Consider the following 21,297-nt stretch of genomic DNA (forward strand, 5'->3'; position numbering starts at 1 on the left):
CCCGCCTCAATAATATGAGGCGGGCTTTTTTGTTATTTGGTTTTGAAGTTTAGTTGAACGCGCCTGTTTTTCCAATCAGATTGGTTGGCACGCCGTTTAAAGTCAGAATATTGTCGTCAACAGAAATGGCGACATTCTCACCATCTTTTATCCGACCTTCCAAAATCATACGTGCAAGTGGGTCTTGTACTTCTTTCTGGATCGCGCGTTTTAGAGGACGCGCTCCATATACTGGATCATATCCTTTATCTGCGAGCCACTTCATAGCTGCTTGATCTATATCCATGGTGATGCGTCTGTCTTCTAGTAATTTGTCTAGTCGTTTTAATTGAACGCCGACAATTCGGTCGATCTCAGCGCGGCCAAGACGTTTGAAGAAGACAACTTCATCAATACGATTGAGGAATTCAGGACGGAAATGTCCCTGAATTGAAGTCATGACGCTGTGTCTTGCATCTTCTGATATTTCATCTTCAGAGGCATCAGCAGCCAAAGCTTGAGCGCCGAGGTTTGATGTCATGACAATCAATGTGTTGTTGAAGTTCACGGTACGACCCTGACCATCTGTTAAGCGGCCATCATCGAGGACTTGCAATAAAGTATTGAACACATCTGGATGTGCTTTCTCGATTTCGTCAAACAAGATGACCTGATAAGGGCGACGACGTACAGCTTCGGTTAAGGCACCACCTTCTTCATATCCGACATATCCAGGAGGCGCACCAATCATACGTGAGACGGCGTGTTTCTCCATATATTCAGACATATCAAGACGTAAGACTGCGCTTTCATCGTCGAACAAAAATTCGGCGAGTGCTTTTGTTAGCTCAGTTTTCCCTACACCTGTGGGGCCAACAAACATGAAGGAACCAATAGGGCGACTAGGGTCTTGTAAGCCAGCTCGGGCGCGTCTGACGGCGTTGGAAACTGCTTCCAGTGCTTCATCTTGCCCAACAACGCGTTGGGAGAGGTTATCCTCCATTGAGAGGAGTTTCTCGCGTTCGCCTTCCATCATTTTATCCACAGGGATACCGGTCCAGCGAGAGACAACAGAGGCTATCGCTTCTGCATCCACAACTTCTTTGACGAGGCTGCCAGATGTGTTGTCACCAGCTGTTTCAGCGGCTGAGATTTGTTGTTCAAGCAAAGGAATGGCAGAGTATTTTAGCTCTCCTGCTTTTTCCCAATCTGAACGTCGCTCTGCATCTGCAAGTTCTGCGCGTGCTTTTTCGAGTTGCTCTTTTGCTTGCGTTGCACCGCCTAGACGTGACTTTTCAGCCTCCCATGCGGTTGTTATCTCATTTGACTGAGCTTGAAGTGTTTTAATCTCGGCATCAATATTGAGTAATCGATCTTTTGAGCCTTCATCTTTTTCTTTCTTAAGAGCTTCAGCTTCGATTTTTAATTGCATCAATCTGCGGTCGATTTCGTCCAATTCTTCAGGTTTGGACTCAACAGCCATACGTAAACGAGATGCGGCCTCATCCATAAGGTCTATGGCTTTATCAGGCATGAAACGGTCTGCAATATAGCGATTGGACAAGGTGGCTGCGGCGACAATCGCCGCATCAGATATACGAATTCCATGGTGGACTTCATATTTTTCTTTTAATCCACGTAGGATAGAGATTGTGTCTTCTAAAGAAGGCTCTTCAACAAAAACAGGTTGGAAGCGCCGCGCTAAAGCTGCGTCTTTTTCAACGTGTTTTTTGTATTCTTCTAGAGTTGTTGCACCAATACAGTGCAGCTCGCCACGGGCGAGGGCGGGTTTTAGCAGGTTGGATGCATCCATTGCTCCATCAGATTTACCTGCACCTACCAGTGTGTGCATCTCATCAATAAACAGGATGATCTGGCCATGAGCAGATGTCACTTCTGTGAGAACAGCTTTCAGGCGTTCTTCAAACTCACCGCGATATTTCGCGCCTGCGATTAAGGCTCCCATATCTAGAGACAGGAGGCGTTTGTCACGCAAACTGTCAGGCACATCGCCATCAACAATCCTGTTTGCAAGTCCTTCGGCGATGGCTGTTTTACCAACGCCTGGCTCACCAATAAGGACAGGATTGTTCTTAGTGCGGCGAGACAAAACTTGAATTGCGCGGCGAATTTCTTCGTCGCGGCCAATAACAGGGTCAAGTTTTCCTGCGCGCGCAGCGTCTGTTAGATCGGTAGCGTATTTGGATAATGCTTCATAGCTTTCTTCAGCATTTGCACTATCTGCTTTGCGGCCCTGACGTAGATTTTCAACAGCTGTTTCAAGTGCCTTTGCTGTTACGCCAGCCGTTTTTAAAGCTGATGCAGCTTTGTCATTTCCCTTGGCGATTGCGACAAGTAGACGTTCGACGGTTACAAATGAATCACCCGCTTTTTGAGCATCAGTTTGGGATGTTGTCAGAACAGCAGCAGCGCCCTGATTTATTGATAATTGCCCTACGCCTGAGCCAGTGACTTTAGGTATCGTATTTAAGGCTTGTTCGTTTAATTGCTGGGCTTGCTCAGGGTGCCCACCAGCCGCTCGCATTAAGTTTGCGCTAAGTTGATCGCTTTCCTCAAACAGTGCTTTGAGAATGTGTTCAGATGATAATTGCTGATGACCTGCAGCGACGGCAGATGTTTGCGCTGTGCCCAATAAAGTGCGTGCGCGATCTGTAAATTTGTCCATATCCATATTAATCCCCTTTCTAGGCGGATAAAGCGCACACGCATCAGCATTTACGCGTGATCGTGTACGAAAGTTGGGGAGCCCCGTTATCGGCGACTCCACAAATTTGATATGGGTAATCAAAAAAAATGCTCAAGAGATGCAAGAATAATTCTTGTACATTTCTTGAGCATTTATCTCTAGATTGTGAAAGCAGCAGGGGATTAGACAACCTTTTTAAGGAAGTCATCGACGCTATTGCGTAACCGGTCACTGGCGATAGCCACATTGCCTGATGCAGACACGATTTTAGCAGCGATTTGGGATGTCTTCTCAGCCGATTCAATGGCTATTTTAACTTCTTTGCCGACAGTATTCGTGCCTTCAGAGGCGGTACGTGTGCTGTGTGCGATTTCATTTGTAGCGCTGTTTTGTTCGTCGACATCCTGTGCCACAGATGTTGTCTGATTTGTGACTTCCGAAATGACATTAGAAATAGTTTCGATGATTTTTGATGTGTCTTCGGATGCTAATTGAATTGATTGCACTTGTTCAGCAATTTCAACAGTGGCTTTAGCTGTTTGATCTGCAAGTTGTTTCACTTCCGTGGCAACGACAGCAAATCCGCGTCCGGCTTCTCCTGCTCGGGCGGCTTCAATTGTCGCATTCAGCGCAAGCAGGTTGGTTTGCTCGGCTATATCACTAATAATGCTGATGACATCGCCAATCTTACGAGCATTATCCGACAATGTCGCGACCGTTTCAGATGATGAGCGTACGGATTTATCCGCATCTGATACCACGGCATTCGTTGCAGCAATCTTTTGAGCTATTGTTGAGATAGATGAGGCTAATTGTTCCGTTGCTGCTGCTGCACTATCGACATTATGTGCTGCTAGTTGCGAAGCATCGCTGAGATTTGTTGATGTTCCAATTGAGGCTTGTGCAGATGCTTCTAATTCGTTGGCGACCTGATCTAACTCCTGTGCACGAGAGGTGAGGCCCGTCATCAGGTCACTTACATCGCTTCTAAATTCTGTTGCGAAAGCTTGAAGTTGAGAATAGCGGCGTTCGTTTTCCTTGGCACCTTCTTCAACGGTTTTTTGCAATTCGATAGCTTGCTGCGCCGATGCTTCTGAATTGGCCATTGAGGCGGCATTTGCTGCAAAAAGTTTGTGAACTTGTTGAGTCAACCAGATAAGGACTGCACACTGAGAAACCAGAATTACAGCGTGCAATGCAATACGGGCGATTGGAGCACCATCTGGGAATACCGCCGATGGGAAAATGAAGGATAATGTTAGGTGATGGAAAGCGACAACACCTGAAAAAGCCACCAATGCGCGCCAATTTAAAAAACCGACAACAACTGCGAGGCCTGCAAAGAAAGCCATGTGCATATCTATTTGAAATGCAACTCCCTCACCATTCCAGCTAAAATTATAGACAAGGACCGCAATTAATCCGGCAAGCGCTATTGAGATTGTGGTTGAAGCACTTGATCCACCAGGTTGTTTTATGTTGGAGGCGGTGCCTGTACCAGCAAGCAAAATTGCGAGACCTAAAGCAGGTAAACTTGCAGCTCCCTGCTGCGTAAAACCTGAGATCGCGACCAGCGCGACAAGGATCCAAAGCAACGCAACGGCAAATTTGGAAAAATGCGCTCGCAAATCGTTGATGTTGAATGCAGCAATATCTAAATTGTTTTGGCTTTTCATAATTGGCTCTTTAATTCAGAAGTTTTGGGTGTACTGGAACAAAACTGGGCAAACTTGGCTTTGATAACAAATTGAGCTCCAGCTTTTTTTAAGCGATTTGAGGCGTCTCCTTTACGATTTGAAACAATGACGTGCTTCAAATCTTCATCGAAGGATATGACATCTATATCTAGAGCTTTTAAATTGTTCTCGATTTCATAGATCGAGTATTGGGTGTTGAAAGACGCAAATATTTGATCATTGGGTTGTGGACTTAAGCATAGAAAAGTCACGCCGAAAGTCGAAAAAGCTGAGATGGTTATTGTAAGGATATGCAATTTCGTTTTCTTCCCTGTCTAAATACTTACTCCTATCTTTTTGAGTACTCTAAATACAGAATTTGAAGGATGTTGAACTGTATTTCAAACTTCGTATCTATTTTTGATTTATTGCATGTGTAGGTAAAGTAGAACTTAACAAGCTAAAGAGAATAGATAATTTTCAAAGAGTTCATCACAAACAAGTTTAGAAATTGGAATGTATTAATTAGAACAATTCTAAAGACTAACCAATTTAACTTTGTTGTTAATATTTTGGACTTCGCTTTATTTGGTCTTGGTCTTGTTTTTTTGTGTAAAAAATCAATGACATAACCCTAAACTAATCAGGGTTTATAAGCCGGCTTTAGAGATTTTGTGACCGCGTCTATTTTGCCACCAATTTCTGATGAGCACACGTGCTGGTTTCTCTACATAGTGGTAGACAGGGCCAGCTATTGCCACCGCAACCAGCATAAAGCCTAAAGAAGTGAGGGGTGTAGCTTCAAATTCATAGCCTACAATTCCCAGACCTTGCGATAGGATTGTGTAAACCGGTGCATGCAAGATAAAAATTACATAGGACCAATTGCCAAGCTCTTGCATACGCGGACCGGAAAGCCATGTCTTGATTTTCAGTTCATCAAGTCTAGCTAAACCAATCATCAGGAATGCAGCACCCAGCCCAACAAAAGGAACGCTGGCGACATCTAGAACATTTGTAAAAGCGGATGTGACAGCCATTGGCAGGTGTGTGTTTACATAGACTCCCGATTGGTAGAAGGCTGCTGTCACGACTATGCTGATACTGGCAAGGATTGTGACCAAAGACATGATTTGACCGGGCTTGAAAACATTGAACACTGACCGTGCCGCGACACCGCAAAACATAACTGATGCGCCGCGAAGCACAGCCCAGTCATTTGTCACGCGGTAAAGATCCAGATGCGCATAATTGCGTAGGAATAATTCAACGCACAAAACGCTGGCTAGTGCGATGGCCAACAAGACATATGGACAGTTGCGTGTCAGTTTCGCGGCCAAAATGAAAAGTGGGAATGCAATATATCCGCCCATTTCTGCTGCTACTGCCCAAGCTGGAAAATTCCAAGAATTGGTTTCGGTTAAGCCGATGGCTTGAAGGAAGAATAGGCATTTGAAGAGGTCACTGATTGGATAATTTGTGTCACTTTGTTTTCCCAGCACAAATCCTGCGACCAGATATAAAAGTATCAGCCCCATAGCGATAAGATACATTGGATAGATGCGCGCAAAACGTGCGACCATGAAATCTAGGAAATTAAAAGGTTTGGTGCGCTGCGCCCAATAGACATGGCTAAGAACAAAGCCCGATAGAACAAAAAATACATCGACGCGGGATATGCCAAGACGCAATATTGGGAGCATCCCAAAACCATCTTCGTCGAACATGTGACCGACATGGAAATAGGCGATCCATATAGCAAGTACAAATCGTAGTCCATTTAAGGACAGGAATACCTGTTTAGGTTTATTTGCGGTGATATCTTGCATGAAACTGTCCCATAAACCGTCGCCAGTTCTTTGAAACTTAACTTACGCAAAATTCAAGCCATATTTACAATCTACCCGCAGGCATCAATATCACAAAACAGTGATGACTGGCGGGAAGAATTCTGAACTTTCAGAGCGTTTCGAACAGAAGGTCAGGGTAGCGTTTTATGTTGCCTTAAGATGCATCAGCCAATAAAATTGGAAGTTCATGGCTTGTGCGAATGGCATCAATTCTTGCTTTTTCGATTTTGAATTTCTCAAGCATTTCACCGCTGAGTGTACGTCCAGTTGGCAATTTGAGGCGCATCGCATCAACATGCTTACCATTGATTTGGACTTCATAGTGTAGGTGAGGGCCAGTTGAGCGGCCTGTGGTGCCGACATATCCAATAATCTGGCCTTGTTTGACGCGCACACCAGATTTGATGCCTTTGCCATAACCATTCATGTGCGCATAGGCGGTCTTGTAGCCATCCGCATGGCGGATGCGGACATAATTTCCATAGCTTCCATATCGAGATGCGCGTTCGACGACACCATTTCCTGCGGCGTATATCGGCGTGCCGCGCGGGGCAGCAAAGTCGGTGCCTTTGTGCACTTTGGTGTAGCCCAGAACAGGATGACGACGTTTTCCAAAGCTGGATGACAAGCGTGCGCCATTAATTGGCGTTTTCATCAGGAATTTACGTGCGGCTTTGCCGTTATCGTCATAATAGTCCGTTATACCATCATCTGATGTTGTATAGCGGTAGAAATTCCGGCTGACTTTCTTACCGTTCAGGGAGGCGTATAAAACATCACCCTTCTTGATTGTATTACCCAATTCATCGCGAAAAACTTCATAGGCAATTTCAAATGTATCGCCTTGGCGAATTTCACGTTGGAAATCGACATCATAAGCAAATATCTCGGCAAAATCGACGACCTGCTGGTCACCAGCACCTTGTTTGAGTGCCAGATCATAAATGCTTGTATCAATGACACCACCGACTTTTTCAAAATCAGGGTGAAGTTTAACTTTCAATTCGCGTGAGACCCAATCGCCAGCTGAGCTTTTGGAGACGAGGACTTGTCTCTCTGCATCAGGTTTAAAGGAGAGGGCTGTTAGCTGAGCGGTATCATCGTTTTGAAAATAAGCAGTGACGCCTTGTCCGGGACGCAGCCTGCGCATGTCAATATGATTAGCAGCCGCATACACTGCTCGGTTGGATTCTTTGCGATCAGCGCCAAGGCGATCAAGCACATCAATTAGGGTTTCGCGTTTTTTTAGCGCGCCGGGTTTGATGGAGAGTGGCGCTGCTGGAGTTACGTCTTCTGCACTGACAAGATTTGCAAGCTCGGCGAGGTAATTATTTTGAGATGTTTGTGTTGATATTGGATTTTTTGCATCAGCAGATGAGGTTTCATTCTCACATCCTGATAATGCGAGCGTACCTAAAGCGACTATGGTGATTGTAGTTGATGCAACAGATTTTCTGATGGAATAAAGACTAATCATATCCAAATGGTTTCCAAACTCTACTCGTGTTCAAAACGACTTAAATCCTAGTACTTCAAATATTATGAAGTAAAACGGCAATATTTACATTTATGCGTAACCTATCGACAGAAAAACTGATTAGGCGATAAGATCATCACTCTTGCAAATAAAATAAGCAGGATATGAGCCAAACTATACTTAAAGTGTCGCAAGTGAAGAAGCTGATTAAAACACGACCAGATCATTTGCCAACGACGACAGCCATTTTGAAAAACAAAAGTGGCGTTTTCGGGGCTGTTTTGCTGTGTTTACTGCTGGTTTTGATTTGTCTGTATGCGAGCAAATCCTGGATCGCGAAATCACTCATAGAAAAATCATGTCTTAACCATGAAATCGTTTGTGTGGTTGATGTTGATTATATCGGTTCACAAGAAATTGGCATTCATTCCCTCACGGTTGAAAAATCTGGTTTTCAATCTTTGGAGGCTGAAAATATTCGTTTAGGCGTGAATTGGCCGATAAGAAATTTGGCCAATATTCAGAGCGTAGAAATTGGTGAAATACGCGCTCAATTAAGCAGCGGAAATGGACAAGATGTTGAAGGACTGCTGACGCAATTGAAAGAGATTGTGCAGTTTCAGGACAATTTGTTTTGGGCGGGGCAGGATGTACAGATTGATCGTTTTGCCGTTGATATTCCATTTGAAAACCGCATGTTTGGAATATCAGGAAGTGTTTTAAAGCAAGATGATCAGGCCTATTCGGTCTCATTTCAAATACCAAACGAGCGTATTGAACACAAAAAATACAGAGCTGATGTGAGTTTAGCTCAAGGAGCGTTCCAAATTTACAAGGATTATATATCTGGTGATGTATCTATAGATTTGCAGAACGCTCAATTAGAAGAAAAATTTGCGGCTCTGGTGACTGGGCATTCTAATTATCGGTTAGATACTCAAACCTTGCAGTTGGAAACGCAGACAGATATTGCCTTTAAAAATTTTGCGGCTGAAAATTTGGTTGCAGAAACTGTCATAGTAAGTGCCTCTATGCGCGCTTCATTGGATCAACCAAACCAAATTATAGAGCATTTGTACGCGGAAGGATTGGTGACTGCATCCAATACCACATTTGCAAATGCGCTATCCGCGAAGATTAAAGCGCAATTTGAAGATGTTTTTCCTTCAAATGTCGAACCCGTTCTGACTGATATTTCTGTTCCTTTTCAGTTATCTGGAACGAAAATAGAGGGGCTTGTTGTTGGTGGAAATGAAGGCATTGATTTTTCAATAAATCAGACGATTTCTGGTCGATTGGGGCAAGATAACCCCAGTCCTGAAAATTTCTGGTCTTTTGATATCACAAGTCAGGTGCTGGATTTTGAAGAAGCTTTTTCTGTGCGCGGCAAAGGCTATGCACTCAATGTAGAAAACATGAAGCTAAATGCGGGTCCAGATGCGTTTCGTTTTGAAGGAGATGTGCATTTTAATCAGACTTCATCAGCACCGCAGTGGAGGTTTATCGATGCAGATATGCTGAACTTGAAGATTGCTTCCTTGGAAATCACCAGTGATTTTCAAAAGACTCAATTCTCATTGCGTGATGCTGAGATTTTGTTTTCTGGACCGGCATTTAATGCGGACTGGCAAAATGTGCGTCTTGCAGGGGACTGGTCAGGGCAATGGAAAGATGGGCGTGTTTTCATTGATCCACATCAAATTTTAAATGTAGAAGTGGGCGGTTTTCAAACGCATTCTGCCAAGGTCTCTGGCTTTTCGGCAGTTTATCAATCGGACAATATATCATTAACAAACAGGGTATTGTCAGGTTCTGGCAGTTTGTCAGGGTTGGAGACACAAGTGCAGCGTTTGGATCAAACTTATGATGTCGATATTGGCAAAACACGTTTGAACTGGACCTTTGATGAGATCATCCAACTGAATGCATTTGTTGAGGATATTGAAGCAGAGATAGGTGTAGGTCATGAAGTGATCACGCTTTCAGCACCGCAAACTAGCATTGAGCTTGCCGCTGATACACATTGGAAAATTGATGGGCAGGTGCCGAATGCGCAAATGCAGTTTCGCGATGTCGCTTTGAAAGGTATCGCGGCGGATTTTCTGTTTTCGGGAAGTGAGACGGGGCTGGAAGGCGAGATACGGCATGTCAGTGCAATTGCCATGGACCAATCAGAACAGAAACGGTTTGCCGATCTAAATATCGAAAGTGAATTTTTGCTTCGCGACGGTCAAATCACGGGCCAATTGTCGGCTTGGGACCAAACGCACCGCCATCATTTAGGGGCGGGGAAGGTGTCCTATGATATTGTGTTGGGTGAGGGCCAGATTGATTTAACAACGGGAAATCTGCTGTTTGAAAGAAAAGGATTGCAGCCACATCATGTCTTTCCACGCTTAAAGGGGATCGCTGCTAATGTTGCTGGAGGCATTACATTTGATGGACATATCAAATGGACACCAGATAATTTGAGCTCAAATGGCATAGTTGAATTGGTTGATATTGGTTTTGTCACACCCAAAGCAGGTTTATTTGAAGGCGTGTTTGGCCAGATCGAGTTTGACGATCTTTTAATGCAGCATTCTCTGCCAGATCAGAGGATCAAGATCCACAAATGGAATGCGGGCGCACCTCTGGAAAATGGTGTGGTAGAGTTTCAAGTTCAAAATTTTAATGAAGTGAATGTGCAAAAATCGACTTGGCCATTTGCAAAGGGATTTTTATTGTTGGAGCCAGTCGTCTGGAAAACAGAGGCCGAGGTCAACCAAGTCGTTATTCTGGCTGACAATATAGACCTTGCAGGATTTCTTGATGATGCGAGTCTGCTGGGTGTTCATGCGTATGGTACATTAAGTGGCCAAATAGCGGCCTCAGTTTCAACGGGACATATTAAAATCGATGAGGCGCAGTTTAAATCAAACTCCGCCGGTTTTATTCGGTATGACACACCGGCCATGCAAAAGCTTGCGTCGACGAATGAGAATGTTGCTTTGCTAGTGAATGCACTGAAAAATTTCAAATATGATGAAATGTTAGTGGATGTGAGTGGTGAGCTAACGGGTGAAATGTTGGTGAATGTTTTTATGGCTGGCAGAAATTTGGATTTTGTCGAGGGGCATGGATTTGAAATGGATGTTTCTATTCGCTCTGATTTAATGGCATTAATTGGTGCATCCTCTATCGCAGAGCATAGAATAAACGCGTATGTTCAAAATATCGCAGCTGGATTTAAGGAGAGACGCATTGCTGCCACAACGGCGCCTAGTTTGCATCGCACATTCTTAGAACATTAAGCGGGAGGGGATTAAAAATGAAGAAAAATAATTTTATTCTTTCCTCCGTTGTTATAGCGTTGGCCATGACCGCATGTTCGCCGATTGTACGGGTTCAAGTTCCTGAAAAGCCTATCACAATCAATTTGAATGTGACGATTGATCAGAATGTCGATCTGAAATTTGATCAGGATATTGATGAACTCATCGAAGAAAATCCGGATATTTTCTAATGAAGAAATTACCTGTCAGATTTTTATCGTGTTTTGCTATTGTTGTTATGATTGCAGCGTTTACATCTTTACCAATGCGAGCTGAGCCGGTTTTGGAGGATGTTAAATCCGCGGGATTAGTTGGTGAACGATATGATGGATATTTAGGACTCGTGTCGGCAGAGAAAGCCCCTAATGATGTTCGGCAATTAGTGGCTGATGTGAATGCGCGCCGCCGTGAAGTCTATACCAAGATGTCGCTTTCAACTGGAAAGAGCCTGACAATGATTTCAGGCCTTACAGCCCAAAAACAATATGAATTGGCCCAATCAGGAGTATTTTTTATGGATGCAGCAGGGCGCTGGTACCAAAAAGAATGACTTTTAAGGCGGGATAACAGATTTTCTTTTAGTTAGAAGAGGAGTTTGCGACTTAAAAATAAACCTATTAGGTCCTAATCGCTTTGTTTATGCCAAAATAATTTGAAAAATTGCGTTGAAAATCGCCTGTTTGGAATGTCAATGCTTGTGTTCACGCCTATGAAGTGATTCCTATGTGAGAATCAGAAACTGATTTATAGGGCTGTCACACACTATGGAAGCATCGAAGTTAGCAGCGCTCCTAGCGTCTCACATTTGTCACGAACTGGTATCTCCAGTTTCTTCGTTTAAGCTCGTTCAAGATTCTCTGAATGATCCAGACATGCGCGAGTATGTCGAAGATTTAATCCGGTCTTCTTCTGAGACACTTGAATATAAGCTGACTTTTCTTCGATACGCTTTGGGATCTGTTGGCATGCAAGATGGTTATGCTGATCTGCATGAGGCACGCAGTCTGTGTCAAAATTATATGAAGGGTTTCCGCGCTGATCTCGAATGGAATGATACGCCTGAGATAACAAATTTTGCGCAAGTCCGTCTGGTCATGAATATGATGATGATTGCAACATCGGCTATGCCACGAGGTGGAATGATATCAGTTACGTCTGAAAAAGTGGGCGATAAAGTCATTTTAAAAGTTGAAGGTAAGGGTCCGCGAGTGGTCCTGAATGAAGAACGTAGAGATTCTCTCAATGGTGTAGAGCCAGAAGGTGGGTGGATAGCCAAGAATATACAGCCTTATTTCGCACGTGAATGTGCACGAGAAATTGGTGCAATTATTGAGTTGGCAACGGCGGAAGAAGAAATTTCATTGAAATGTTCTACACCTGAATAGAAATTTTTAACTGAGAGTTCGTGAATTGAACATCATTTCTTAACTCTCAGGTCGTTTTCTATAGCTTAATCACCTGCCTCGAATCCGAGGCGAATAGTGAAGCGGGCATAGATATGGACGATCTTCTTAGCGAATTCCTTACCGAGACTTCGGAAAGTCTTGATGTAATTGATACTGAATTGGTGCGATTTGAGTCGCAACCAAATGATAAGGACACGCTCAACAATATTTTCCGCCTTGTTCATACGATCAAAGGTACATGTGGATTTTTAGGGCTGCCACGCCTAGAGGCTGTGGCGCATGCGGGCGAGACTTTGCTGGGTAAGTTCCGGGATGGTGCCTTACCAGTTACGCCAAAGGCGGTGACACTGGTTCTTGAGTCAATTGACCAGATTAAAGCGCTTTTGACCCATCTTGAAAGCTATGCAGCTGAGCCTGATGGCAATGATGAAGAATTGATCGCAAGATTAGTTGATGCTGCCAATGGTGGATTAGCTGAAGGCGCTGCAGCTCCTGCTAACGAGACACCTGCAAATGATGCAGAAGCTGTCTTGAATGCATTAGATGACGATGAAGAAGAGGACCCGAACGCGCCGCCTCCGGGAGTTGATCCAGCAAATTGGGATGCTCAATTGGGACGTGAACTTCGTCCGGGTGAAGTGTCTCTGGCTGATCTTGAAGCTGCTTTTAATTCTGTTTCTGCTGATGATGATGTTGCGCCGCCAGAGCCAATTACAAAAGTGGAAGCACCTGTCGCGGCAGCTCCTGCTGCTATGGAGCGGGCCGCACCACTAAACCAGACAATTCGTGTGGGTGTTGATGTTCTTGAAGACCTCATGACGATGGTTTCTGAACTTGTTTTGACACGTAACCAATTGATGCAAATGGTGCGTGGTCTTGATGATTCTGAATTTAAAGCACCATTGCAACGTCTTTCAGCGATTACAGCGGAATTGCAAGAAGGTGTTATGAAAACACGGATGCAGCCAATCGGGACTGCATGGAAAAAATTACCACGTATTGTGCGTGATGCGTGTCAGGATTTGGATAAGAAAATTGATCTTGTTCTTGATGGTGAAAGCACTGAACTAGATCGTCAAGTTCTTGAATTGATCAAAGATCCTTTGACACACATGATCCGAAACTCATGTGACCACGGTGTCGAAACCCCTCAGGCTCGCAAGGAAAATGGCAAACCTGAAACAGGTACGATTCATTTGCGTGCTTATCATGAAGGTGGTCACATTATCATTGAAGTTGCCGATGATGGCGCGGGTCTGAACACAGATCGCATTCGTCAAAAAGCAATTGAAAAAGATATTATCGATTCGCTTGAAGCATCTTCTATGACAGATGCTCAAATTCACCGACTGATATTTGCTCCTGGTTTCTCTACGGCTGCAAAAGTGACCAATATTTCAGGTCGCGGTGTGGGTATGGATGTGGTGAAGACAAATATCGAGCTTATCGGTGGTGCCATTGATTTGCGAGCAGCTGAAGGCGAGGGGACGACTTTCCTCATCAAAATTCCGCTTACGCTTGCCATTATTTCAGCATTGATTGTTGGTGTGGGTGAAGAGCGGTTTGCGCTTCCACAATTGTCTGTTGTTGAGCTTGTTCGTACAGGAAATGAACGTGATCAGCGTGTCGAGAATATTTCAAACACACAAGTATTGCGCCTAAGAGACAGATTATTGCCACTTGTCGCTCTAAACGAAATTTTGGGTATTGAAGGTGGTCGAGGCATGGATGTTGTCGATGAAAGCGGAAACGCTTTTGTCGTGGTCATGCAAGTCGGTGATACACGCTTTGGTCTGGTTGTTGATCAAGTCTTCGACACAGAAGAAATTGTTGTGAAACCTCTTACAAATATGTTGACTGGTCTGCGTCAGTATTCTGGTGCAACCATTCTTGGAGATGGATCAGTTATCATGATCCTAGATCCAAATGGTGTGGCCAAAGAAGTTTCTAGTATTGAGGGTGCAAACCAGACATCTGCAAACGAAGAAGCAGAAGATGGTCAAAGTGATGATAAAATGTCGCTTCTTCTATTCCGTGCAGGCGGTGATGAACCATTGGCCTGTCCGCTTAGCCTTGTTACGCGTCTGGAAGATCTGGATGCAGAAACATTTGAACGTTCTCAAGGACATCAAGTTGTTCAATATCGCGGCAAGTTGATGCCTCTTGTACATGCGGCTGGATCCCACATGATCAAGACAGAAGGCAAACAGCCTATCTTGGTATTCAACCAAGGTGAGACGGTGATTGGTGTGGCAGTGGATGAAATCCTAGATATCGTTCACGAAACCGTAAATTATGAGATGGCCGAAATGACACCTGGTGTTCTGGGTGCAGCGGTCCTTAAAGGCAAAACTACCCAGATTATAGATGTTGCCCACTTCTTGAACGAAGGTCAGCGTGACTGGGCGAGAACCGCAACTTCAGCGAAACAGGATGTACGCCGTATATTGCTTGTTGAAACACATCCATTCTTCCAGAATATGTTATCGCCATTGCTTAAAGCGGCTGGTTACCATGTCACATTAGCGCCGACTGAAGATGCTGCAATTGAGCTTCTCAAGGCTGAGGATGTCGCGTTTGATGCAGTGCTTGCTGATATAGATACGGGTCAGGGTGTGAGCCGACTTGCAGAAGCAATTGATGCTAATTCTCAATTGATGCAGGCACCTCGTTTTGGATTGTCAAATAGAGATGACGCACAGCCGACTGAATTGGGAATGAGTATTCCAAAAGCAGACCGCCATGCATTGTTGATGGCCTTGGATTCAGCGCTTAAAGCGAGAGGAGATGCCGCATGAGCTCGATTGAGTATGTGACTTTTCAAATAGGTTCTCAAACATTTGGAACTTCTGTGTTGGAAGTACATGATGTCTTTCGTCCAACCAAAGTTACGAAAGTGCCTTTGTCAAAACCAGATATTGCCGGTGTGCTGAATTTGCGTGGGCGCATTGTGACGGCCATAGATGCTAGAGCGCGTCTTGGCCTGCCACCAAGAGAAGGCAAACGCGATGAGATCATGGCAATTGGTATCGAACAAAATGGTGAAAGCTTTGGTTTGATAATCGATTCTGTGGGTGAAGTGGTTCGCCTTGAAGAAAGCGATATGGAACAGAATCCTGTGAACTTAGACCCAATGTGGGCATCTGTTTCAAAGGGTGTGCATAGAATGGACGACAAATTACTAATTGTTATGGACATCGGCCGTATATTGGCCGTTAGCGAGCCCGATGAGGGCTTGGCAGCATAAGGAATAACGTGAATGAAACGGTGTTTGATAGTTGATGATAGTCGTGTGGTTCGCAAAGTTGCTCGCCGCATTCTCGAAGACTTGAAATTTGATACAATGGAAGCCGCTGATGGCCAGCAAGCACTCGAGCAGTGCCGTGCGGATATGCCCGAAGCGATTTTGCTTGATTGGAATATGCCGGTCATGAACGGAATCGATTTCCTTCGTGCTTTGCGTAGAGAGCCAGGCGGTGATCGTCCAACAGTTGTTTTCTGTACAACTGAAAATGATATGTCTCACATTGCTGAGGCCATTCGTTCAGGTGCCAATGAATACATTATGAAACCTTTTGACAGTGAAATTATAGAATCAAAATTCGCTGAAGTGGGCCTAGTTTAAGCGTCTGCTAAGCAGCATTTTTTTGGTTGATTTCATGAAGTTGAAGGGATTTTAATGGTGAACGCTTTTGCGACAAACCGGTCCTATGGACAGACGATACGAGTCATGGTCGTAGACGATAGCGCAGTTGTGCGAGGTCTGACAAAACGATGGCTTGAAGTCGAAAACGACATTGAAATTGTCGCCGTGAGCACAGATGGCTTGCGTGCTGTCTCAGATGTGGTTGCTGCAAAACCGGATGTCATTATCCTTGATGTTGAAATGCCGCGTATGGATGGTCTCACAGCGCTGCCGCAGCTGTTAAAGCTTGCGCCGCACGCACGGATCATCATGGCATCTACGTTGACGCGGGAGGGTGCAACAACGACACTCCGCGCAATGTCACTGGGTGCGGCGGATTATATTTCCAAACCTGAAGCAACTGGATTAGGTGGAGCGACAGCTTACCAAAAAGACCTGATTGCTAAAGTGCGTGCTTTAGGTGGAGCTGCACAAGCAGCTGCAAACCCTGCACGCCGTGCACCATTGCCGCCACCTCGACCACGACCTGCTTTAGCTGCTAGCAAATCTGCAATTTTTCGCCCTAGAGCCGTTTTAGTTGGTTCATCGACAGGTGGACCACAAGCATTGCAGAATTTTTTAGGGCCGATCGCAAATAGCATAAAAGCTCCGATTTTTATCGTGCAGCATATGCCAGCCACTTTTACGACGATTCTTGCTGAAAAGCTGACTCAGGTAACTGGGCGTAAATGCATCGAGCCGCAAAATGGTGATTTGGTTCAGCCTGACCACATTTATCTTGCACCTGGCAATTGGCATATGCGGATTGAAAAACAAGGTGTGGGGCAGGTGATCAAGCTAGATCAGTCTCCTCAAGTCAATTTTTGTCGTCCTTCGGTGGACCCGTTGTTTCAGTCGGGTGTTGAGGTTTTTGGAGGATCAGTATTGAGCGTTGTTTTGACCGGCATGGGGCATGACGGCCGAGATGGCGCGAAATTAATAAGTGAGGCTGGCGGACGGGTGATCGTCCAAGACGAAGCTTCAAGTGTGGTGTGGGGAATGCCGGGCGCAATCGCACAGGCTGGATGGGCTGATGAAATTAAGCCAATTCCTGAGCTTGGTAAGTTGACGCTTAAATATATGAATGGAGTGGCATAGGTGAATAGTTCGGATTTTGATTTTGTTTCGGGGCTTTTGCACCGTCGAGCGGGTATACAGTTAACGACAGACAAAACTTATTTGCTAGAAAGCCGTCTGGCTCCTTTGGCACGTAAAGAAGGATTGGCCTCAATAGAGGACTTGCTTCAAGTGGTTCGTTCTCGCCGTGATGAGCGATTAATTGCTCAAATTGTTGATGTAATGACAACGAATGAAACATTTTTCTTTCGTGACAAAACACCTTTTGAATTGATGAAAGATGTTGCTCTCCCAGGTCTTGCTGCGCAACAAAAACCTCGTATCCGTATTTGGTGTGCAGCTTGTTCAACAGGGCAAGAGCCATATTCTTTAGCCATGATGCTTGAAGATAATCCTGCTCTAACACGTGGTGTGCCAGTTGAAATCGTAGCGACAGACATTTCACCTCGCGTTTTGGAAAAAGCAAAAACAGGATTGTATTCTCAATTTGAAGTGCAGCGTGGTCTGCCAATTCAAATGATGATGAAACATTTCAAACAAAAAGATGACCTTTGGCAAATTTCGGACAAAATCCGCTCCATGGTGACTTTCCGTGAACACAACCTCATGGAACAGCCCACAATGTTTGGAAAATTTGATGTGGTGTTTATTCGAAATGTGCTGATCTATTTTGACCAACCTACGAAAACACAAGTTTTGGAACGCGTGGCGACTGTCATGAACCCTCAAGGGTATTTATTGTTAGGTGCTGCAGAGACCGTTATTGGCGTGACCAAAAAATTCCAAGCGATGAAAGAACGTCGTGGCTTGTATCAATTTTCAAGTGACGGCAATGCGAATGGTGGAATCCGCGCGGCGTAGTGAATATGGTTTGAGGCTGGTTTAATGGGATTATACCGCACACAGAATGATGGGTGCGGCATATTGGTCGTGAAAAACACGACCAATCGACGATCTCAATAGTTGTCAGCTCTCAAACCCCATGCTACGACCCGCGCGATTGAGGTGTCATCTCCGCGAAAGATAGAAACTACCTCATAAATTTTTGGGACACTAATTCCTGTAGCATTGTCGCGGTGATGCTCAGAGTAAGCGGGCAAGATTTTGGGCGCATCATCGAACTCCTCCTCCTCAGGAGCGGCACAACGCTACGCAAAAGCGTTGTTCGACCTGGCATTGGAAGCAAATGAACTAGACAGCGTTGAGGCTGGTCTGAACGTTCTTGCTGACCTAATTAATGCCGACGGTTCTCTTTCTAAAGCATTGGCATCTCCACTTCATTCTGTTGAAGACAAAGCAGCTGTGCTTGAAAAAATCGCAGCCAAAATAGAGTTGCCTGAATTAGCAGGGCGCTTTATTGGTGTCGTTTCACAAAATGGCCGTGCGGGCGATCTTGTGGGTATTGCAAAAGCATTTTCCGAGCGCGCAGCTCAACATCGTGGTATGACCCGCGTTGTTGCAGTGAGCGCTCAAAAATTAACGGCCGCTGAGGCCACTAAACTGACTTCTACAGTCTCTACAGCACTTGGTCGTGATGTGGATATTGAATTAGAAGTCGATCCCGCTCTCATTGGCGGGCTTCAACTTCGTGTGGGATCTCGTCTCGTAGACGCGTCTCTTCGCACGAAACTCGATGGTTTGACGAACGCGATGAAAGGGGCCTAGCCCAATGGACATTCGTGCCGCTGAAATTTCAGAAATCCTGAAGGCGCAGATTACTAATTACGGTGCCGAGGCAACTGTATCCGATGTTGGACAAGTTTTGTCCGTAGGTGACGGTATTGCTCGTATCTATGGTTTGGACAATGTTCAAGCTGGTGAGATGGTACAGTTTGAAAGTGGTGTTAAGGGTATGGCCCTTAACCTCGAGAGTGACAACGTCGGTGTTGTTATCTTTGGTGACGACCGTGGAATCAAAGAAGGCGAAAACGTAAAACGCCTTGAAGAGATTGTGTCTGCACCAGTTGGTAAAGGTATGCTTGGTCGCGTTGTAAACGCACTTGGTGAGCCAATCGATGGTAAAGGTGAGCTTGAAGGCGTTGAAACACGTAGCCGTGTAGATGTTAAAGCGCCTGGTATCTTGCCACGTAAATCTGTTCACGAGCCAATGGCGACAGGTATCAAAGCGATTGATACTTTGGTTCCAATCGGTCGTGGTCAACGTGAGCTTATCATTGGTGACCGTCAGACAGGTAAAACTGCGATTGCGATTGATGCAATTTTGAACCAAAAAGCAATCAACGAAACAGGATCTGAAAGCGAAAAGCTTTACTGTATCTATGTTGCTATTGGTCAAAAACGTTCAACAGTTGCTCAAGTTGTTAAAACTCTCGAAGAGCGCGGCGCACTAGACTACACAATCGTTGTTTCTGCGACTGCATCTGAGCCTGCACCTCTTCAATACATTGCACCGTTTACGGCAACAGCAATGGGTGAGTATTTCCGTGATAACGGTATGCACGCTTTGATCATTTATGATGACTTGTCTAAGCAAGCTGTGGCTTACCGCCAAATGTCTTTGCTTCTTCGTCGTCCTCCTGGTCGTGAAGCTTATCCTGGGGATGTGTTCTATCTTCACAGTCGTTTGCTTGAGCGTTCAGCGAAATTGAACGAAAACAACGGTTCCGGTTCACTAACAGCTTTGCCCATTATCGAAACACAAGGTAACGACGTGTCTGCGTTTATTCCAACAAACGTGATTTCGATTACAGACGGTCAAATCTTCCTTGAAACAGACTTGTTCTACCAAGGTATCCGTCCAGCTGTGAACGTTGGTCTATCAGTATCTCGTGTGGGGTCATCAGCTCAGTACAAAGCAACGAAACAAGTTGCTGGTACAATGAAATCTGATTTGGCTCAGTTCCGTGAGATGGCTGCATTTGCTAAATTTGGTTCTGATCTAGACCCAGCGACACAGCGTCAATTGGCACGTGGTGAGCGTCTAACAGCTCTATTGAAACAACCACAATACTCTCCATTGTCATTGGAAGAGCAAGTTGTATCAATTTACGCAGGTACACGCGGTTACTTGGATGGTGTGAAAGTTGATGATGTTCAGCGTTATGAAGCAGAACTTCTGAGCTTTGCTCATGCTAACCACGCTGATTTGCTTAAAACTATTCGCGACGAGAAGAAATTGTCCGGTGACACTGAAGGTAAAGTGAAAGAGTTGATCGAAGCGTTCAACAAAACATTTAGCTAAAGTAATTCGGGCAAACAGTTGAGAGGCTGATAAATGGCCAGCTTGAAAGATCTTCGCGCTCGCATAGCGAGTGTGAAGTCAACGCAAAAAATCACGAAGGCCATGCAAATGGTGGCCGCAGCTAAGCTGAAACGTGCGCAGGAAGCGGCTGAGGCCGCACGTCCTTACGCTCAGCGTATGGCTGCAGTCATCGGCAATTTGGCCGATTCCGTCGGTGTTGGTGAAGGCGGTCCTCGTCTTCTTGCTGGCACTGGAAGCGACCAAACACACCTCGTTGTTGTTCTAACAGCAGAGCGTGGTCTATGTGGTGGTTTTAACGGAAACGTCGCTAAATTAGCGCGGACAAAGATACTTTCACTTCAAGCTGATGGGAAGGACGTAAAAGTTCTGACAATCGGTAAAAAGGGAAATGACTCTTTAAAGCGTGAATTTGGAAAAATTATTGTCGATCATATTGATCTGCGTGGCGAAAAAGAACTGAATGGTGAAGTCGCCGGACGGATTGGTCGTCAAATCACAGATATGTATGAAGATGGCGCATTTGACGTCTGCTCATTTATTTATGCAGAGTTCAAGAATGTATTGAGCCAGAAACCTGTTTCTCAGCAGCTTATCCCTGCTGTAGCCCCAGAAGACGCACCGAAGGTGGATCTTAAAGGCGCAACATATTTATATGAGCCGGGTGAAACGGAGATTCTTGAAGCGCTTTTACCGCGTTATTTGAACACTCAAATATTATCAGCACTTCTTGAAAGTTCAGCTGGTGAGCAGGGTGCTCGTATGACGGCTATGGATAACGCTACACGCAATGCTGGCGAAATGATTGATAGCCTGAACTTGACATATAACCGCGCCCGTCAGGCGCAGATCACAACAGAACTTACAGAAATCATCTCGGGTGCGGAAGCACTCTAGGACCGACCG

Annotated in this window: 16 protein-coding genes; 12 read left to right on the forward strand and 4 right to left on the reverse strand. The window is 45.0% G+C overall.

The features are described 5' to 3' along the window. Nucleotides 1-49: 49 nt before the first annotated feature. From clpB to HBAL_RS00705, 4 genes are all read right to left on the reverse strand, one after another. Nucleotides 50-2,671 carry an ATP-dependent chaperone ClpB gene (gene clpB / locus HBAL_RS00685; protein ID WP_012777997.1) on the reverse strand — a complete coding sequence of 874 codons (2,622 nt, stop codon included), beginning with the start codon at nucleotides 2,669-2,671 and terminating at the stop codon, nucleotides 50-52. Nucleotides 2,672-2,868: 197 nt separating this feature from the next. Continuing rightward, nucleotides 2,869-4,362, reverse strand: coding sequence for a methyl-accepting chemotaxis protein (locus HBAL_RS00690; protein WP_012777998.1), 1,494 nt, complete (start codon nucleotides 4,360-4,362; stop codon nucleotides 2,869-2,871). 650 nt (nucleotides 4,363-5,012) lie between these two features. Beyond that, the gene (locus HBAL_RS00700; RefSeq protein WP_012777999.1) at nucleotides 5,013-6,191 is read right to left on the reverse strand and encodes an acyltransferase family protein; all 1,179 of its coding nucleotides are present in this window, start codon (nucleotides 6,189-6,191) and stop codon (nucleotides 5,013-5,015) included. 175 nt (nucleotides 6,192-6,366) lie between these two features. Further along, on the reverse strand, nucleotides 6,367-7,689 hold the full coding sequence (locus tag HBAL_RS00705) for a M23 family metallopeptidase (RefSeq protein WP_012778000.1): 1,323 nt from the start codon (nucleotides 7,687-7,689) through the stop codon (nucleotides 6,367-6,369). A gap of 164 nt (nucleotides 7,690-7,853) precedes the next feature. Here HBAL_RS00705 and HBAL_RS00710 point away from each other — a divergent pair, with 164 nt between their 5' ends. From HBAL_RS00710 to HBAL_RS00765, 12 genes are all read left to right on the forward strand, one after another. Beyond that, nucleotides 7,854-10,982 (forward strand): intermembrane phospholipid transport protein YdbH family protein, encoded by a 3,129-nt coding sequence (locus HBAL_RS00710; RefSeq protein WP_012778001.1) that lies wholly within the window; start codon nucleotides 7,854-7,856, stop codon nucleotides 10,980-10,982. A 17-nt stretch (nucleotides 10,983-10,999) separates the two neighbouring features. Beyond that, the gene (locus HBAL_RS00715) at nucleotides 11,000-11,194 is read left to right on the forward strand and encodes a YnbE family lipoprotein (RefSeq protein ID WP_012778002.1); all 195 of its coding nucleotides are present in this window, start codon (nucleotides 11,000-11,002) and stop codon (nucleotides 11,192-11,194) included. Further along, entirely contained in the window at nucleotides 11,194-11,553 is a 360-nt protein-coding gene (locus HBAL_RS00720; RefSeq protein ID WP_012778003.1) for a YdbL family protein, read from the forward strand. The genes HBAL_RS00715 and HBAL_RS00720 overlap by 1 nt, the downstream gene beginning before the upstream one ends. Before the next feature lie 214 nt (nucleotides 11,554-11,767). Then, nucleotides 11,768-12,388 (forward strand): histidine phosphotransferase family protein, encoded by a 621-nt coding sequence (locus HBAL_RS00725; protein WP_012778004.1) that lies wholly within the window; start codon nucleotides 11,768-11,770, stop codon nucleotides 12,386-12,388. 113 nt (nucleotides 12,389-12,501) lie between these two features. Next, nucleotides 12,502-15,207: a chemotaxis protein CheW gene (locus HBAL_RS00730; RefSeq protein ID WP_012778005.1), complete on the forward strand. Its 2,706-nt coding sequence runs from the start codon at nucleotides 12,502-12,504 to the stop codon at nucleotides 15,205-15,207. Continuing rightward, nucleotides 15,204-15,656 carry a chemotaxis protein CheW gene (locus tag HBAL_RS00735; protein ID WP_012778006.1) on the forward strand — a complete coding sequence of 151 codons (453 nt, stop codon included), beginning with the start codon at nucleotides 15,204-15,206 and terminating at the stop codon, nucleotides 15,654-15,656. The genes HBAL_RS00730 and HBAL_RS00735 overlap by 4 nt, the downstream gene beginning before the upstream one ends. A 12-nt stretch (nucleotides 15,657-15,668) precedes the next feature. After that, complete coding sequence (locus HBAL_RS00740; RefSeq protein WP_012778007.1) at nucleotides 15,669-16,034, forward strand: response regulator; 366 nt, start codon at nucleotides 15,669-15,671, stop codon at nucleotides 16,032-16,034. Nucleotides 16,035-16,088: 54 nt separating this feature from the next. Beyond that, a complete protein-coding gene (locus tag HBAL_RS00745) occupies nucleotides 16,089-17,192 on the forward strand; it encodes a protein-glutamate methylesterase/protein-glutamine glutaminase (protein ID WP_012778008.1) in 1,104 nt (367 codons plus the stop codon). After that, nucleotides 17,193-18,032, forward strand: coding sequence for a CheR family methyltransferase (locus tag HBAL_RS00750; RefSeq protein WP_012778009.1), 840 nt, complete (start codon nucleotides 17,193-17,195; stop codon nucleotides 18,030-18,032). A 243-nt stretch (nucleotides 18,033-18,275) separates the two neighbouring features. After that, complete coding sequence (gene atpH, locus HBAL_RS00755; RefSeq protein ID WP_012778010.1) at nucleotides 18,276-18,836, forward strand: ATP synthase F1 subunit delta; 561 nt, start codon at nucleotides 18,276-18,278, stop codon at nucleotides 18,834-18,836. 4 nt (nucleotides 18,837-18,840) lie between these two features. After that, on the forward strand, nucleotides 18,841-20,373 hold the full coding sequence (atpA, locus tag HBAL_RS00760; protein WP_012778011.1) for a F0F1 ATP synthase subunit alpha: 1,533 nt from the start codon (nucleotides 18,841-18,843) through the stop codon (nucleotides 20,371-20,373). A gap of 33 nt (nucleotides 20,374-20,406) precedes the next feature. Next, nucleotides 20,407-21,288 (forward strand): F0F1 ATP synthase subunit gamma, encoded by an 882-nt coding sequence (locus HBAL_RS00765; RefSeq protein WP_012778012.1) that lies wholly within the window; start codon nucleotides 20,407-20,409, stop codon nucleotides 21,286-21,288. The last annotated feature ends 9 nt before the right edge of the window (nucleotides 21,289-21,297 follow it).

Origin of the sequence: Hirschia baltica ATCC 49814 (assembly GCF_000023785.1) — a bacterium.
In the GTDB taxonomy this organism is placed as follows: domain Bacteria; phylum Pseudomonadota; class Alphaproteobacteria; order Caulobacterales; family Hyphomonadaceae; genus Hirschia; species Hirschia baltica.